Source organism: Amycolatopsis sp. cmx-4-61, from assembly GCF_046548775.1.
In the GTDB taxonomy this organism is placed as follows: Bacteria; Actinomycetota; Actinomycetes; order Mycobacteriales; family Pseudonocardiaceae; genus Amycolatopsis.
The window spans coordinates 51,036-65,785 of sequence record NZ_JAEBEI010000026.1; the positions used below are offsets into that span (position 1 = coordinate 51,036).

Here is a 14,750-nt window from a genome sequence, read left to right on the forward strand (position 1 = left end):
ACGCCTTACTCGAGAACCAGCAGCAGATCTCCGCCTTCGACCTGCTGCACGTTCGTGATCGCCAGCCTGCCGACCCGGCCGCCGGCCGACGCCGTGATCGAGGCCTCCATCTTCATCGCCTCGATCGTGGCGACCGTCGCCCCGGCCTCGACCGTGTCGCCCTCGGCGACCTGCAGCGTGACGACGCCGGCGAACGGCGCCGCGACCTGCTTCGGGTTGCCCTTCTCCGCCTTCTCGGTCGCCGGGATGTCCGAGGCGATCGAGCGGTCGCGGATCTGGATCGGGCGCAGCTGGCCGTTGAGCGTCGACATCACCGTGCGCACGCCGCGCTCGTCGGCCTCGCCGATGGCCTCCAGCTCGATGAGCAGCCGCACGCCCGGCTCGAGGTCGACCGAGTACTCCTCCCCCGGCCGCAGCCCGTAGAAGAAGTCCTTGCTGGGCAGCACGGACGTGTCGCCGTAGGCCTCGCGGTGCGCCTCGAACTCCCGCGTGGGCGCCGGGAACAGCAGCCGGTTGAGCGTCCGCCGCGGGGCCGACGCCAGCGCGGCACGGTCCTCTTCGGACAGTTCGACGACCGGCTTCGCCGCCGCGCGGCCCTCGAGGGCCTTGGTGCGGAACGGCTCCGGCCAGCCGCCCGGCGGGTCGCCGAGCTCGCCGCGCAGGAAGCCGATCACCGAGTCGGGGATGTCGAACTTGTTCGGCTCGGCCTCGAAGTCGGCCGGCGAGACGCCCGCGCCGACCAGGTGCAGCGCGAGGTCGCCGACGACCTTCGACGACGGCGTCACCTTGACCAGGTGGCCGAGGATCTTGTCGGCCGCGGCGTACATCGCCTCGATGTCCTCGAACCGGTCACCCAGGCCCAGCGCGATGGCCTGCGTGCGCAGGTTCGACAGCTGGCCGCCGGGGATCTCGTGGTCGTAGACGCGCCCGGTCGGCGACGCGAGCCCGGCCTCGAAGGGCGCGTAGATCTTGCGCACGCTCTCCCAGTACGGCTCCAGGTCGCCGATCGCCCGCAGGTCCAGCCCGGTGGTGCGGGCCGAGTGGTCGGTGGCCGCCACGATCGAGGACAGCGACGGCTGCGACGTCGTGCCCGCCATCGACGACACCGCACCGTCGACGGCGTCCGCGCCCGCGTTGATGGCCGCGAGGTAGGTGGCCAGCTGGCCGCCCGCGGTGTCGTGGGTGTGGATGTGCACCGGCAGGTCGAACTCCTTGCGCAGCGCGGTGACGAGCTTGGTCGCCGCGGGCGCGCGCAGCAGCCCGGCCATGTCCTTGATCGCCAGGACGTGCGCCCCGGCGCCGACGATCTGCTCGGCCAGCTTGAGGTAGTAGTCGAGCGTGTAGAGCTTCTCGCCCGGGTCGGACAGGTCCGAGGTGTAGCAGAGCGCCACCTCGGCGACCGCGGACCCGGTTTCGCGCACGGCTTCGATGGCCGGGCGCATCTGCTCGACGTCGTTGAGCGCGTCGAAGATCCGGAAGATGTCGATGCCGGTCTTCGTCGCCTCCTGGACGAAGGCGGTGGTCACCTCGGTCGGGTACGGCGTGTACCCGACGGTGTTGCGCCCGCGCAGCAGCATCTGCAGGCAGATGTTCGGCACGGCCTCGCGCAGCGCGGCGAGCCGCTCCCACGGGTCCTCGGCGAGGAACCGCAGCGCGACGTCGTAGGTCGCGCCGCCCCAGCACTCCAGGGACAGCAGCTGCGGCAGCGTGTTCGCGACCACCGGCGCCACCGCGAGCAGGTCCTTCGTGCGGACGCGGGTGGCGAGCAGCGACTGGTGGGCGTCGCGGAACGTCGTGTCGGTGACGCCGATGTGGGGCGACTTCCGCAGCCACTCCGCGAATCCGGCCGGGCCCAGTTCGACGAGCTTCTGCTTCGAGCCCGGCGCCGGCTCGGCGTCCTTCGGCAGCTTCGGCAGCTTCAGGGTGGCGTCCGGGGTCTTCGGGCGCTCGCCGTGGGGCTTGTTGACCGTCTGGTCGGCGAGGTAGGTCAGCAGCCGCGTGCCGCGGTCGGCGGACTGCCGGGCGGTCAGCAGCTGCGGGCGCTCCTCGATGAACGACGTCGTGACGCGCCCGGCGCGGAAGTCCGGGTCGTCGAGGACGGCCTGCAGGAACGGGATGTTCGTGGCGACCCCGCGGATCCGGAACTCGGCGACAGCGCGGCGCGCGCGGCCGACGGCGGTGTCGAAGTCACGGCCGCGGCAGGTCAGCTTGACCAGCAGCGAGTCGAAGTGGGCGCTGATCTCGGTGCCGGAGAAGGCGGTGCCGCCGTCGAGCCGGATGCCGGAGCCGCCCGGCGAACGGTAGGCGGAGATCATCCCGGTGTCCGGCCGGAAGCCGTTGGCCGGGTCCTCGGTGGTGATCCGGCACTGCAGGGCGGCGCCGCGCAGGTAGATCCTGTCCTGGCTCAGGCCCAGGTCGTCGAGGGTCTCCCCGGACGCGATCCGCAGCTGCGACTGCACGAGGTCGACGTCGGTGACCTCTTCGGTCACCGTGTGCTCGACCTGGATGCGCGGGTTCATCTCGATGAAGACGTGCTTGCCCTGCTTGTCGAGCAGGAACTCGACGGTGCCGGCGTTGCGGTAGCCGATCTGGCGGGCGAACTTGACGGCGTCGGCGCAGATGCGGTCGCGCAGCTCGGGGTCGAGGTTGGGCGCCGGGGCGAGCTCGATGACCTTCTGGTGGCGCCGCTGCACGGAGCAGTCGCGCTCGTAGAGGTGGATGATGTTGCCGACGCCGTCGGCGAGGATCTGCACCTCGATGTGCCGCGGCTCGACGACGGCCTTCTCGAGGAAGACGGTCGGGTCGCCGAAGGCGGACTCGGCCTCGCGCGCGGCGGCCTCGATGGACTCGCGCAGCAGGGCGGGGTCCTCGACGCGGCGCATCCCGCGCCCGCCACCGCCGGCGACGGCCTTGACGAAGACCGGGAACCCGAGTTCTTCGGCCGCGGCGACCAGCGCGTCGACGTCACTGGAGGGCTCGGACGACCCGAGCACCGGCACGCCGGCCTCGCGCGCGGCCTTGACCGCGCGCGCCTTGTTACCGGTGAGTTCGAGAATGTCGGCGCTCGGCCCGACGAAGGTGATCCCCGCTTCTTCGCACGCGCGCGCGAGATCGGGGTTCTCGGAGAGGAAGCCGTAGCCGGGGTAGACGGCATCGGCCCCCGCCTTCTTCGCGGCGGCGACGATCTCGTCGACCGAGAGGTAGGCGCGCACGGGGTGACCGGGTTCGCCGATCTCGTACGCCTCGTCGGCCTTCAGGCGGTGCAGCGAGTTGCGGTCTTCGTGCGGAAACACGGCAACCGTGCCGGCACCGAGTTCGTAGCCGGCGCGGAACGCCCGGATCGCGATCTCCCCGCGGTTGGCCACCAGAACCTTGCGGAACATGCCCGGTCCTTCCCTCTTGGATCGGTAAGTCAACGCACGTTACCCGGTTCTTCCCGCTCTGCGGGAGTTCGGTCCCGGGTGATGGACATCATGCGGACCAGGGGGTTCGGTGGTCAGCCCTGGTGGCAGTCCCGGACGACGCCTCGGCGCGCGGTGAGCCGGATGCGGTTCCGGTTGAGCTCCAAGGTGACCGCCGGATGCCGGTCGAGGTCGAAGACCTGCACCTGGAAGCCGTCGCGCTCGCAGCGTGCCCTGGCGTCCTCGACCTTCCGGCCCACCAGCTCGGCCAGGTCGAACGAGGGTCGTCGGAGTTCGGGGAACGGGAACCCGGGCATGGCGCACCTCCTCCGGAACCAGCTTTCCGGACTCCGGCCCCAGCCGCCAGCCGCCCAAAGCAGCCGCCGCCCTCCAAAAGCAGCCGCCCCCCCAAAAAAAGCAACCCCCGCCCTCTCCGGGGGTCCGGCCCCGTCTCCATTCTATCGGCCCTCCCCGACACACAAGCCGGAAAAGCCGCATACCGGACACGGTGTCCACACCCCTACTGCATTGTGGACAACCCAGCACCTCACCCCGTCGGCGGTGCGTAGAGCAGCCGGTTCGCCGTGCCGTCCGGGACGCCCGTCAGCACGTCCGGCGTCGCCGCGCGGACCAGGGCCTCGTCCACCTGGGCCGGCGTGTCGCCCGGGTGCTGGGCCCGGTACAGCGCCGCCACGCCGGCCGCGAACGCCGCCGCCATCGACGTGCCCGATTCCGGGCCCGCCGCCGTGCCGCCCGCGATCGGGGTCGGGATGTCCGTGCCCGGGGCGTACAGGTCGACGGGCTGGCCCCAGTTCGACGTCTTGTCCGGGTGGTCCTGGGCGTCGGACGCCGCCACGGTCAGGGCCTCCGGCACGCGGCCCGGGGAGAACCCGCCCGCGTCGGCCGTCTCGCTGCCGGCCGGGACCGCGATCGGGACCACCGTCGCCAGCCGCTTGACCGCCGCGTCCAGCTGGTCGTTCGGCGCGCCGCCGATGCCGAGGACCGCGACCGCCGGCTGCTGGGCGTTCTGCGCGACCCAGTCGATGCCCGCGATGATCCGGTCGATGTCGCCGCCACCGTCCTTGTCGAGCACCCGCACCGGCACGATCTGCGCGCCCTTCGCGACGCCGTAGTCCTTGCCCGCGGCGATGCCGGCGAGACGCGTGCCGTGGCCGTTCGTGTCGGTGGTGTCCGAGCCGCCGTTCAGGAAGTCCCGCCCGGGCGCGACCCGGCCCTGGAAGTCGGGGTGCTTCGCGTCGACGCCGCTGTCGATCACGTAGATCGTGACGCCCGAGGCGTCGGTCGCGTAGTGGTAGGCGTGGTCGAGGCCGGTCCGCTGGTCGATCCGGTCCAGCCCCCAGCCGGGCGGATCGGGCTGCACCCCGCCGCTCGAGACCTGCCCGGCGAGCACGGCCACGGCCGCGAGAAGCATCCTCATGATCGTCGTGGTACCCCTGCGGTGTCCGGGCGACAACTCAGGGCCGTCGCCCGTTCGGCTGATTCCGCAGGGCGAGGACCCCGGTGTCGATCGCCAGCAGGACGAGAGCCGCGACGGCGACCGCCTGCCCGGCCAAGGTCAGCGACGAGTGCTCCAGGACGGCGGCGAACGTCGGCGCCAGCACGCCCACCAGCCCGGCGGTCCCGGTGGCCAGCACGGCACAGCCGACCGCACGCGGCCGCACCACGACGGCGACGAGCGGCACGGCCACGGCGAGCCCCGCGCCGAGCAGGAAGTAGGCGGCCGCGCGGCCGCCGTCGCTCGAGTCGTAGGCCGTCAGCTCGCCGAGCTGGCCGAGCCAGGCGCCCGCGGTCGTCACGCCGAGCAGGACGGCCAGCCAGGACGGCAGGCCGCGGACCGGTCCGAAGCGCAGCGCGCGACGCCGGCGCAGGGCGGCCAGCGCGAACGCCGCGGCGACCACCCACGCGAGGTGCGCGAGCAGCTGGAACGTGTAGCCGGCGCCGAGGTCGGTGCCGGAGCCGCCGGCGAGGGTGACCGCCTCGCCGAGGAATCGCAGCAGCCCGAAGAGGGCGGCCAGCCCGGTGCCGAGCAGCAGCGCGGGCCCGAGGCGCGCACGGGTCCGCGGCGCGAGGGCGAGGATCCCGCCGAGCAGGGCGCACGCGCCGACGACGAGGACGTAGGGCGCCATGCCGGGCCGGTACGCGACGAGGGTGTAGCTGTCGTAGCGGTAGTTCAGCGGAAGCCCGGTGACGGCGAAGACGCTCCCGGCGACGGCGAGAACCCCGGCGAACCCGCCGACGGGATCGACGGAACCACCCGACGGCTCCGGCCCGGCCGCCGACGGGGGCGCGGCGGCGGCCGGGGTGCCGGGTACCGCCGCCGGCCCGGCTTCGGGTTTTGCCGCGGCGGAAGGTTCGGACTCCGCCGCGGCGGGTGCAGTGCGCGGTGGAAAGCCTGCGGGGACAGGTGCGGCTGCGGGCTTCGCTACGGCGGCAGGTCCGGACCCGGGTGCCGACTTCGGCGGGAAGCCTGCCGCCGGCCCCCGGACCGGTTCGGCTGCGCCCGCGAGTTCGGACCCGGCCACGGGCCCGCGCACCGTGGCCGGCGGCCCCGACCCCGCCGCCGCCCCACCCGCTGAAGTGGGCGCCGCCGGTCCCGACTCCCCCGCAGATTCGTCTGCCGCCGACTCCGTCCCCCCTGAAGCCGCGGGGGAAACCGCCGCACGGCCGACCCCGAGGTCAACCGCCGATCCCCCAGGACCCGCCTCGGATGTCGCGGGCCACTGGTCACTCGCCGGAGCGGGCGCGGATTCCGCCTCGACCGGCTCTCCCAGTGCCTCGATCTCCACCGCCACCACCGCGTCGCCGGTCGGCCCGCTCGCCACCACCTTCCCCCGCCGCGTCCCCGCTTCCCCCGCCGTGAGCGAAACTTCCGCTCCGCCCGGGACCTCCGTCACCGCGATCCACGGGTGCGAAGCCTCGAACCGCACCTCCCGCGCCACCGGCGGCCCCAGCAGCCGCACCGAAGCCGAAGCGCGGACGCCCGGGGAAGCCGACAACTGCACCGAGGAAACGTCCACCCGGAGCGCGGCCGACGACAGTGCGTCCGAGGCCGCCGCCGCCACGTGCTCGATGTCCGTCGAGGCCATCACCCGGAGCGCCTCGAACGCGCCCATCGCCACCGGCAGGTTCGCGCTCGACAACCGGCGCCGCAGCTCCGCCACCGCGCCCAGGCGGGTGAACGGGTTCTCCGCCTCGATCGCCGCCGCCAGGTCGCGGGGCACCGGGGAGGGCCTGATGCGCCGGCGGCGGCTCTTCGCCAGGTACAGCTCGCCCTGCATCTCGATGTCGCGGCTCGGTGTCTGCTTCGGGTTGCGCTCGCGCACGCGGTCGAACAGGTACTCGTACAGCTCCCCCAGCGCGATCCAGCCGTCCTCGTCGCGGTCGGCCTCGCCCGTGCGCAGGCCCTCCACCAGCGCCGCGGTGAACACCGACGGCCGGGCCGGCTCGTCCGAGGCCAGCGTGGCGCCTTCGAAGGCGTACTCGATCGAGTTCGACGCCGTGATGACCGCCCGGCCGCGGCCGCCGCGGAAGCTGTCGAGGACGTTCGCGTCGCCCCCTGCCCGGACCGCCACCCCCTGCCCGAACGCCCCGCCGTAGCAGCAGTCCAGCAGCAGGACGATGCTGCGCGACCGGCTCTGCCCGAGGCACTGCTGCACGAACTGCGCGGACACCGCCGTCGACCGCAGCCGGTCGGGACGGGTGTTGCGGGCGGCGAAGTACAGGCCGCCCGCGTCGTCCTTCAGCCCGTGGCAGGAGAAGTGCAGCAGCAGGACGTCGTCGGGCCTGCCCTCCAGGCAGAGGTCCTCGATCTCCGCCTGGACCACGTGCGCGGTTTCGTTCCGCACGACGCGGACCTCGAAGTCGCTGACGGCGCGGTCGGCCAGCACGCCGGCCAGGGCGTCGGCGTCCGCCGCGGGCGAGCCCAGCCGCTGCAAACCCGCGTTGTCGTACTCGCCGTTGGCGACGATCAGCGCCCGCCTCCGCCCGGCCATACCGGTAGGAAACGCCCGCGCCGCGCCCGACGGCAAGCAGCCGAACGGGCAGACCTGTTCAGCCGCCGTCACCGAAGATCGTTTCCTGGCCGGCCAGGCAGACCACCGCGTCGAAAGCGGCCGCGACGTCCACCGCCGGGGTCAGGTGCGCGTGCCGGATGGCCGAGGCCGCCGGACGCGCGACCACGCACGGCGCCCGGGGAGCCAGCACCGCCTCGACGCTGCCTTCCGCGGGCGCGTCGAGCGCCTGCTCGAACATCCGGAACCCCAGCGGGAACGCCGGGTCGGGGGCCAGGCCGGTCGTCGTCCCCGAGACGGCGGTCAGAGCGAGCGCGAAATAGCGGTCCCCCAGCTCGGCGGCCAGGTGCGTCCCCGCCGACGGCGCCGTCATGCCCGGCATCGGCGAGAACGGGACGCGCTGGAGGTGCCCGTTGTGGAGCATCAGCACGATCTTCTCGCCCGGGAACCGCCGCCGCAGCCACCGCACGGTGGCCGCCATGTACGCGTCCCGCGACGAACTCTGCGGCTCCGGTGCCCGGCCCGCCGTCAGCGCGTCGAGCTCCCGCAGGTACAGGTCGACGCGCAGCGCGCCCTCCGCCTGGTGCACGGCGGCTTCGTCGCGGTGCACCGGCGCCAGTGCCGTCAGGTGTCCGTGCAGCACGCTCAACGCCGCCGTCGCCGCATCCCGCGCCGCGACGCTCATCTCCCGGTACCGCCCCGGCGCCACCGCGCTGCTCACCGACGCGTACGGCTCGCAGGCGGCCACCGCATTGTCCACAAGGGACACCTGAGCCGGGTCGACGCGGGCGAGGAACTCCCGCACCGCCTGCAGCGCGGGCACCGGCGAACCCGCCGAGCCCGGCACGTCGAGGCCGAAGAACCGGACGCCGCGGCCGCGCAGCCACGTCAGCATCGCGTGCACCTCGGGCGAGTTCCCGAGGCCGAACGTGCAGCCGTCTCGCGCGATGTCGGCGACCTCACCCGGACCGCCCCGCAGCCACGCGTCGACCAGGTGCCCCTCCGCGAAGCCGCCCTCGAACCCGAGGACGGTGAACCCCCGCTCGGTGACGAGGTGGCGCAGGAGGCGGTCGCGCAGCACGCCGAACTCGCGGATGTGATGGTTGTTCTCGCCGATGGCGACGACCTCGGCGTCGCCGATCAGTTCGGCGATCTCGGCAACGTCGACGGTTCCTGTCATACTGGGCACACTAACGCAACAGGAGTAGCAGTTGGCAACGGAGATTTCCGGGACCAAGCGCCCGGGCGGCCGCACCGAGCGGACCCGCCTCGCCGCGCTCGAAGCCACCCTCGAACTGCTCGGCGAACGCGGGTACGCCGAACTGACCGTCGAGGCGGTCGCCGAACGCTCCGGCGTGCACAAGACCACGCTGTACCGCCGCTGGGAGTCCGCCGAGGGTCTGGTCGCGGCGGCCCTGCAGATGGGCACCGAGCAGGAGTGGGCCGTGCCGGACACCGGTTCGCTCGAGGGCGACCTGCGCGCGATCAACCTCGAGCTGGTGCGCTACTTCACCACGCCGGGCGAACGCGAGCTGCCGACGGCGTCGATCTCGGCCGCGTTCCTCTCCGCGCGCGCGGCCGACGCCCTGCGGGAGTTCTACGTCGACCGCCACGCCCGCTCGGCCGCCGCCGTGCACCGCGCGCTCGAGCGCGGCGAGGTCCCGCCCGGCACGGACCCGGTCGAGGTGGTCCGGGTCGCCTGCGGGCCGATCTTCTACCGGCTGTTCGTCTCCCGGGAAGGCCTGACGCCGGAGGACGCCGAAATCGCCGCGAAAGCCGCCGCGGCCGCCGCGAAGGCGGGCGTTTTCACGGCAACGGACGCCGGAACCGCATCTCCTCCAGCGTGACGCGCCCGTCGTCGATCGTTTCGGTCTGGCGGGCGTCGTCGTCCACCCAGCCCTGCCGGACGTAGAAGGCCTTCGCCCGCTCGTTCGTCGCGAGCACCCACAGGATGGCGCTGTCCCCGGACATCTCGGCGACGACCCGGTCGTGCAACGCCCGGCCGAGCCCGCGCCCCCAGTACTCCGGCAGCAGGTAGAGCGCGTACAGCTGTCCCGGCCCGAACGCGGCGAACCCCGCGACGGCACCGTCTTCCTCGGCGACGAGCACCCGGCCGCCGTCCCCGATGCGCCGGGCCCACGCCGCCGCGCGCGAGGAGGCCGAGAGCCGCGCGAGGAAGTCCGCAGGGATCAGCCCCGCGTACGCGGCCTGCCAGGACCGCACGTGGACCTCGCCGATCGCGTCGGCGTCGGCGACCGTGGCGGCGCGGATCAGCTCTTCTCCAGGTACTCCGCGCGCTCGACGTCGACGACGTCGGCGACCATCTGCGCCAGGCCGCGGTACTTCGTCAGCTCCGGGTCCTTCGTCACGAGTTCCTGCGCCAGCGCCCGGGACGCGGCGATCACGTCTTCGTCCCGCAGGAGCGACAGCAGTTTCAGCGTCGAGCGCTTGCCGGACTGGGCCGCGCCGAGGATGTCGCCTTCGCGGCGCAGCTCGAGGTCCAGGCGCGACAGCTCGAAGCCGTCCGTCGTGGACTCGACCGCCGCCAGCCGCTCGCGGGTGGCCGTGCCGTCGAGGGCCTCGGTGACCAGCAGGCACAGCCCCGGCACGCTGCCCCGGCCGACGCGGCCGCGCAGCTGGTGCAGCTGGCTGACGCCGAAGCGGTCGGCGTCCATGATCACCATCGCGGTCGCGTTCGGCACGTTCACGCCGACCTCGATCACCGTGGTGGCCACCAGCACGTCGAGGTTCCCGGCGGAGAACGCGCGCATCACCGCGTCCTTGTCGTCGGGCGGCATCCGGCCGTGCAGCACGCCGATCTTCAGGCCCTGCAGCGGGCCGTGCTCCAGCTCCGGCGCGACTTCGAGGACCGCCAGCGGCGGCCGCTTGTCGCTCTTGTCCGACGGCGGCTCGTCGCCGATCCGCGGGCAGACGACGTACGCCTGATGGCCCTTGCCGACCTCCTCGCGGACGCGCTGCCAGATCCGCTCGAACCACGCCGGTTTCTCGGCGACCGGCACGACCGTGGTGGCGATCGGCGACCGCCCGACCGGCATCTCGCGCAGCGCCGACACTTCCAGGTCGCCGTACACCGTCATGGCGACCGTGCGCGGGATCGGCGTCGCGGTCATGACGAGGACGTGCGGGCTGGTGTCGCCGGCGCCGCGGGTGCGCAGCGCGTCCCGCTGCTCGACGCCGAAGCGGTGCTGCTCGTCGACGACGGCGAGGCCCAGGTCGGCGAACGCGACGTGGTCCTGGATCAGCGCGTGCGTGCCGACGACGATGCCCGCTTCCCCGCTGACGATCTCCAGCAGGGACTTCTTGCGCTCCTTCGCGCCCATCGACCCGGTGAGCAGCGTGACGCGCGTGGCGTTCTCCGCCGCGCCCAGCTCGCCCGCCTGGCCGAGGTCGCCGAGCATCTCCCGCAGCGACCGCGCGTGCTGCGCGGCGAGGACCTCGGTCGGCGCCAGCATCGCGGCCTGCCGCCCGTTGTCGACGACCTGCAGCATGGCCCGCAGTGCGACGACCGTCTTGCCCGAACCGACCTCACCCTGCAGCAGCCGGTTCATCGGGTGTTCGGACGCGAGGTCGGTGGCGATCTCGTCGCCGATCCCGCGCTGGCCCGCGGTGAGGTCGAACGGCAGCCGCTTGTCGAAGGCGTCCAGCAGACCGCCGCTGACGTGCGGGTTCGCCTTCGCCGGGCGCGAGATCGCCGAGTGGCGCCGCTGCGCGAAGATCAGCTGGACGGCCATGGCCTCGTCCCACTTGAGCCGCTTCTTCGACGCCTCCAGGTGGGCCCAGTTCTCCGGGCGGTGGATGCCGCGCAGCGCGTTGTCGAGGTCGGCCAGCTTGTGCAGCCGCCGCAGCTCGGCGGGCATCGGGTCGTCGTCGACCTCGAGGACGTCGAGGACCTGGCGCACGCACTTGGCGATCGACCAGGTCGGCATGCCCTGCGCCGCCGGGTAGACCGGGATGATCGCGGCGAGGAAGTCGTCCATCGCCTCTTCGGCCCGGTCGGCCTCGAACAGCTCGTACTCGGGGTTGGTCAGCTGCAGGGTGTCGCGGAAGGCGGACACCTTGCCGGCGAACAGGCCGGTCTTGCCCGGCACGAGGTCCTTCTCGCGCCACGCCTGGTTGAAGAAGGCACAGGTCAGCCGGCGTTTCCCGTCGGTGATGACCATGTCGAGGATGGTGCCGTTGCGGGCCTTCATCCGCCGCTTGCTCACCTTTTCGATGCGCGCCAGCACGGTGGCGTGCTCGCCGAGCTCGAGGCCGTGGATGTCGGTGAGCTCGCCGCGCTCGGCGTAGCGGCGCGGGTAGTGGCGCAGCAGGTCGCTGACCGTCTCGATGTCCAACGACGTGGCGAGCGCCTTCGCCGTCTTGGCGCCCAGCAGCAACGGCAGCTTGTCGCGCAGTCCGGCCATCCGCTATTCGACTCCCATCAGCAGCACGGCGTCCGCCTGGCCACTGGCGTAGCCGGCCAGTTCCACCTCCGGGTGCTCCACCCGCAGCTGCTCGGCGAGTTCTTCGGCGACCCCCGGCGGGGCCGCCGCCCCGCTGAGCACCGTCACCAGCTCGCCGCCGAGCGCCAGCATCCGGTTCAGCACCTTCATCGCGGCCGCGACCAGGTTCGTCTCCGACGCGGGCGCGGGCTCGATCAGCACCACCTCGTCGTCGACCAGGCCGACCACGTCACCGGACTGGGCCCGGCCCACCCAGGTTAGCGACTCCTCCTGCGCGATCCGCAGTTCGCCACGCCTGGTCGCGGCGGCCGCTTCGGCCATCGCGACGACGTCGTCGTTGGTGCGGCGCCCGGCGTCGTGCACGGCGAGGGCGGCCAGCACCTGCACCGGCGACGCGCACGGGATGACGACGACGTCCCGGCCGGCCGCCATGGGGTGCCCGGCCGCGGCGTCGGCCGCGGCGGTGAGGGCGGCGCTGCCGGGCAGCACGGTCACCTGCTGCCCGGCGGCCTCGTTGAGCAGGCCGATCATGTCTTCGACGCTCGGTGTCCCGCCCTCGGGCACGGCCAGCACCGGGATGCTTTCGGCGCGCAGCAGTTCGGCCAGCGCCCCGCCGTGGACGACGGCGACGACCGTGCGGTCGATCCCGCCCCCCGGCTCGATCGGCGTCGGCGTGAGCAGGGGTTCGACGCGGATCTTGCGCGGGCGGCCGAGCGTCAGCCCGGCCTCGATGGCGGCGCCGATGTCGGCGCAGTGGACGTGCACGGCGTGGCTGCCCGAGCCGTCGCCGGCCACCGTGACGCTGTCGCCGAGGCCGCTCAGCTCCTTGCGCAGGGTCGGCAGGCTCGCTTCGTCGACGCCGTCCAGGAGGTACATCACCTCCCAGGCGTAGGCCTCGGCGCTTTCGGTGTGGACTTCGAGGGCGTGCTCCTGCTGGACGGGGGCACCGGTGAGCACCCCGACCAGCGCGTCGAGCACGGCGACCAGGCCGCGCGCCCCGGCGTCGACGACCCCGGCCCTGGCCAGGGCGGGCAGCTGCTCGGGCGTCTTTTCGAGGGCGTGGGCGGCCTCTTTCGCGGCTTTCGCGGCGATTTCGGGCAGCGGGCCGGTGTCGCCGCGGACGGCGAGGGCGACGGCGTGCAGGACGGTCAGGATGGTCCCGGCGACCGGGCGGCTGACGGCGCCGGTGGCGGCCTCGTCGGCGTGCCCGAGGGCCCGCGCCAGCCACGGGCCGTCGAGGTCGCCTTCGGCGCGGTCGGCGAGCCCGCGGATGACCTGGGAGAGGATCACGCCGGAGTTGCCCTTGGCGGCGGCGACGGCCCCGCGCGCGAGCACCTTCAGCGCGTCGGCGGCGGTTTCGGGGGTCGCTTCCGAGAGTTCCCGGGCCGCGCCGGTCATCGTGAAGAGCATGTTGGAGCCGGTGTCGGAGTCGGCGACGGGGTAGACGTTGATGCCGTCGATGGCCGGCCGCAGGCTCGCCAGGCTGCGCACACAGCCCGCCGCCCAGGCCGACACCGCCGCCGCGTCCAGCACCCGCACCCCGTAACCTCCTACCCGGTCCCCGGGCAGCGTATCGACCCGGTGCCGGGGGCCCGGAACGCAGTAGTTACTATGGTCGAGTTGCCCAGTGCATCTGGGCTCATTTCTATGACCCAGATCCAAAGGAGTTCGACGTGGCTGCCGTGTGCGACGTCTGTGGCAAGGGACCGGGCTTCGGCAAGGCGGTCTCGCACTCCCACCGCCGTACCAACCGCCGGTGGAACCCGAACATCCAGACCGTCCACGCCAAGGTGGGTGTGTCCCAGCGCAAGCGCCTGAACGTGTGCACCTCGTGCATCAAGGCGGGCAAGGTCGTCCGGGGCTGACGCTGCAGCGAAGTTTGGGATGGCGGGTGCTCGCGAGAGCACCCGCCATTTTCATGCCCGGCCCAAGCGCCCCAATGTGGCCTTCGGTGCGTCTGACGCACCCAAGGCGGCCTTCGGTGCGTCAGACGCAACCAAGGCCGCCTTGGGGCGCTTTTACTTGAGGAAATCGGTCAGCAACGGCTTCAGCGTCTCCGGGTACTGGAGGACACCGTGGTCCTGGCCCTCCAGGGTCTCGTGACGGGCGCCCGGAACTGCCGCCGCCGCCGCGCGGGCGCCTGACTGGAGTGCCTCGTCGCTCGCGCCGCCGCCGATCACCAGCGTCGGCACCGAGATGCGGGCCAGCTTCTCCGAGCGCGGGCGGGCGTCCGGGCCGACGATCGTCAGGTCGTACGGCAGCGTGTGCGCCAGCGCCGTGAACCAGCCCCACACCGGCGCGGACTTCATCCCCTCGATCATCTCCGCCGGTGTGCCCGCGACCCGCAGGAACGTCGCCACCGCGCCATCGCGGTCCCCCGCCGCCAGCTGCGCCCGCACCTCGGCCACGACGTCGGCCCGCGGGTGCTCGTCCGTCGCGTACGGCGGCTCGTACGCCACCACGCGCTCGATCCCGATGCCCGCCGCGGCCGCCTCCAGGGCCAGGACCGCGCCCGACGAGTGCCCGAACACCGACGCCGTTCCGCCCACCTGGGCGATCAGCGCCGCGAGGTCCTCGATCTCGCGCTCGACGGCGTACGAAGGAGTGTCGCCGGAGTCACCACGGCCCCGGCGGTCGTAGGTGACCGCCGTGAAGTCGCCGGCCAGCACCGCGGCCAGGCCCTCGACCGTCGTCCGGTCGTTGAACGCGCCGCCGATCAGGATCACCGGCGGGCCGTCGCCGCGCTGCTGGAAGAAGATCGTCGTGCCGTCGGCCGAGGTGACGTTCATGGTTTCCTCCGGAGAAGGGTTCGTTTCCCCCTGGTCGGAGCCGTCACGCCGGTCCGGACACGACCC

The 14,750-nt window shown here is 73.0% G+C and carries 11 protein-coding genes; 2 read left to right on the forward strand and 9 right to left on the reverse strand.

The window, feature by feature from the left end; translation table 11 throughout:
- Window positions 1-5: 5 nt before the first annotated feature.
- The 5 genes from ACLJOU_RS42015 to ACLJOU_RS42035 form a co-directional block, all read right to left on the reverse strand.
- On the reverse strand, window positions 6-3,383 hold the full coding sequence (locus tag ACLJOU_RS42015) for a pyruvate carboxylase (RefSeq protein ID WP_410574859.1): 3,378 nt from the start codon (window positions 3,381-3,383) through the stop codon (window positions 6-8).
- Window positions 3,384-3,496: 113 nt separating this feature from the next.
- Complete coding sequence (locus tag ACLJOU_RS42020; protein WP_410574860.1) at window positions 3,497-3,718, reverse strand: hypothetical protein; 222 nt, start codon at window positions 3,716-3,718, stop codon at window positions 3,497-3,499.
- 230 nt (window positions 3,719-3,948) lie between these two features.
- Entirely contained in the window at window positions 3,949-4,833 is an 885-nt protein-coding gene (locus tag ACLJOU_RS42025) for a S8 family peptidase (protein ID WP_410574905.1), read from the reverse strand.
- 43 nt (window positions 4,834-4,876) lie between these two features.
- On the reverse strand, window positions 4,877-7,414 hold the full coding sequence (locus ACLJOU_RS42030; RefSeq protein WP_410574861.1) for a caspase, EACC1-associated type: 2,538 nt from the start codon (window positions 7,412-7,414) through the stop codon (window positions 4,877-4,879).
- Window positions 7,415-7,472: 58 nt separating this feature from the next.
- Window positions 7,473-8,612 carry an erythromycin esterase family protein gene (locus ACLJOU_RS42035; RefSeq protein WP_410574862.1) on the reverse strand — a complete coding sequence of 380 codons (1,140 nt, stop codon included), beginning with the start codon at window positions 8,610-8,612 and terminating at the stop codon, window positions 7,473-7,475.
- A gap of 31 nt (window positions 8,613-8,643) precedes the next feature.
- On the opposite strand from ACLJOU_RS42035, the gene ACLJOU_RS42040 reads away from it, so the two are divergent.
- Entirely contained in the window at window positions 8,644-9,279 is a 636-nt protein-coding gene (locus tag ACLJOU_RS42040; RefSeq protein ID WP_410574863.1) for a TetR/AcrR family transcriptional regulator, read from the forward strand.
- On the opposite strand, the gene ACLJOU_RS42045 is transcribed toward ACLJOU_RS42040, so the two are convergent.
- Genes ACLJOU_RS42045 through ACLJOU_RS42055 form a run of 3 tightly spaced genes read right to left on the reverse strand, consistent with a single transcriptional unit; the run spans window position 9,239 to window position 13,434 of the window.
- Window positions 9,239-9,655 carry a GNAT family N-acetyltransferase gene (locus tag ACLJOU_RS42045; RefSeq protein ID WP_410574864.1) on the reverse strand — a complete coding sequence of 139 codons (417 nt, stop codon included), beginning with the start codon at window positions 9,653-9,655 and terminating at the stop codon, window positions 9,239-9,241. The two genes, ACLJOU_RS42040 and ACLJOU_RS42045, sit on opposite strands and share 41 nt — an antisense overlap.
- A 47-nt stretch (window positions 9,656-9,702) precedes the next feature.
- Window positions 9,703-11,856 carry an ATP-dependent DNA helicase RecG gene (gene recG / locus ACLJOU_RS42050; RefSeq protein WP_410574865.1) on the reverse strand — a complete coding sequence of 718 codons (2,154 nt, stop codon included), beginning with the start codon at window positions 11,854-11,856 and terminating at the stop codon, window positions 9,703-9,705.
- 3 nt (window positions 11,857-11,859) lie between these two features.
- Window positions 11,860-13,434: a DAK2 domain-containing protein gene (locus ACLJOU_RS42055; RefSeq protein ID WP_410574866.1), complete on the reverse strand. Its 1,575-nt coding sequence runs from the start codon at window positions 13,432-13,434 to the stop codon at window positions 11,860-11,862.
- 134 nt (window positions 13,435-13,568) lie between these two features.
- Here ACLJOU_RS42055 and rpmB point away from each other — a divergent pair, with 134 nt between their 5' ends.
- Window positions 13,569-13,760: a 50S ribosomal protein L28 gene (rpmB, locus tag ACLJOU_RS42060; RefSeq protein WP_176172341.1), complete on the forward strand. Its 192-nt coding sequence runs from the start codon at window positions 13,569-13,571 to the stop codon at window positions 13,758-13,760.
- A gap of 153 nt (window positions 13,761-13,913) precedes the next feature.
- On the opposite strand, the gene ACLJOU_RS42065 is transcribed toward rpmB, so the two are convergent.
- Window positions 13,914-14,684, reverse strand: a complete 771-nt coding sequence (locus ACLJOU_RS42065; RefSeq protein WP_410574867.1) for an alpha/beta fold hydrolase — start codon at window positions 14,682-14,684, stop codon at window positions 13,914-13,916.
- Window positions 14,685-14,750: the final 66 nt, after the last annotated feature.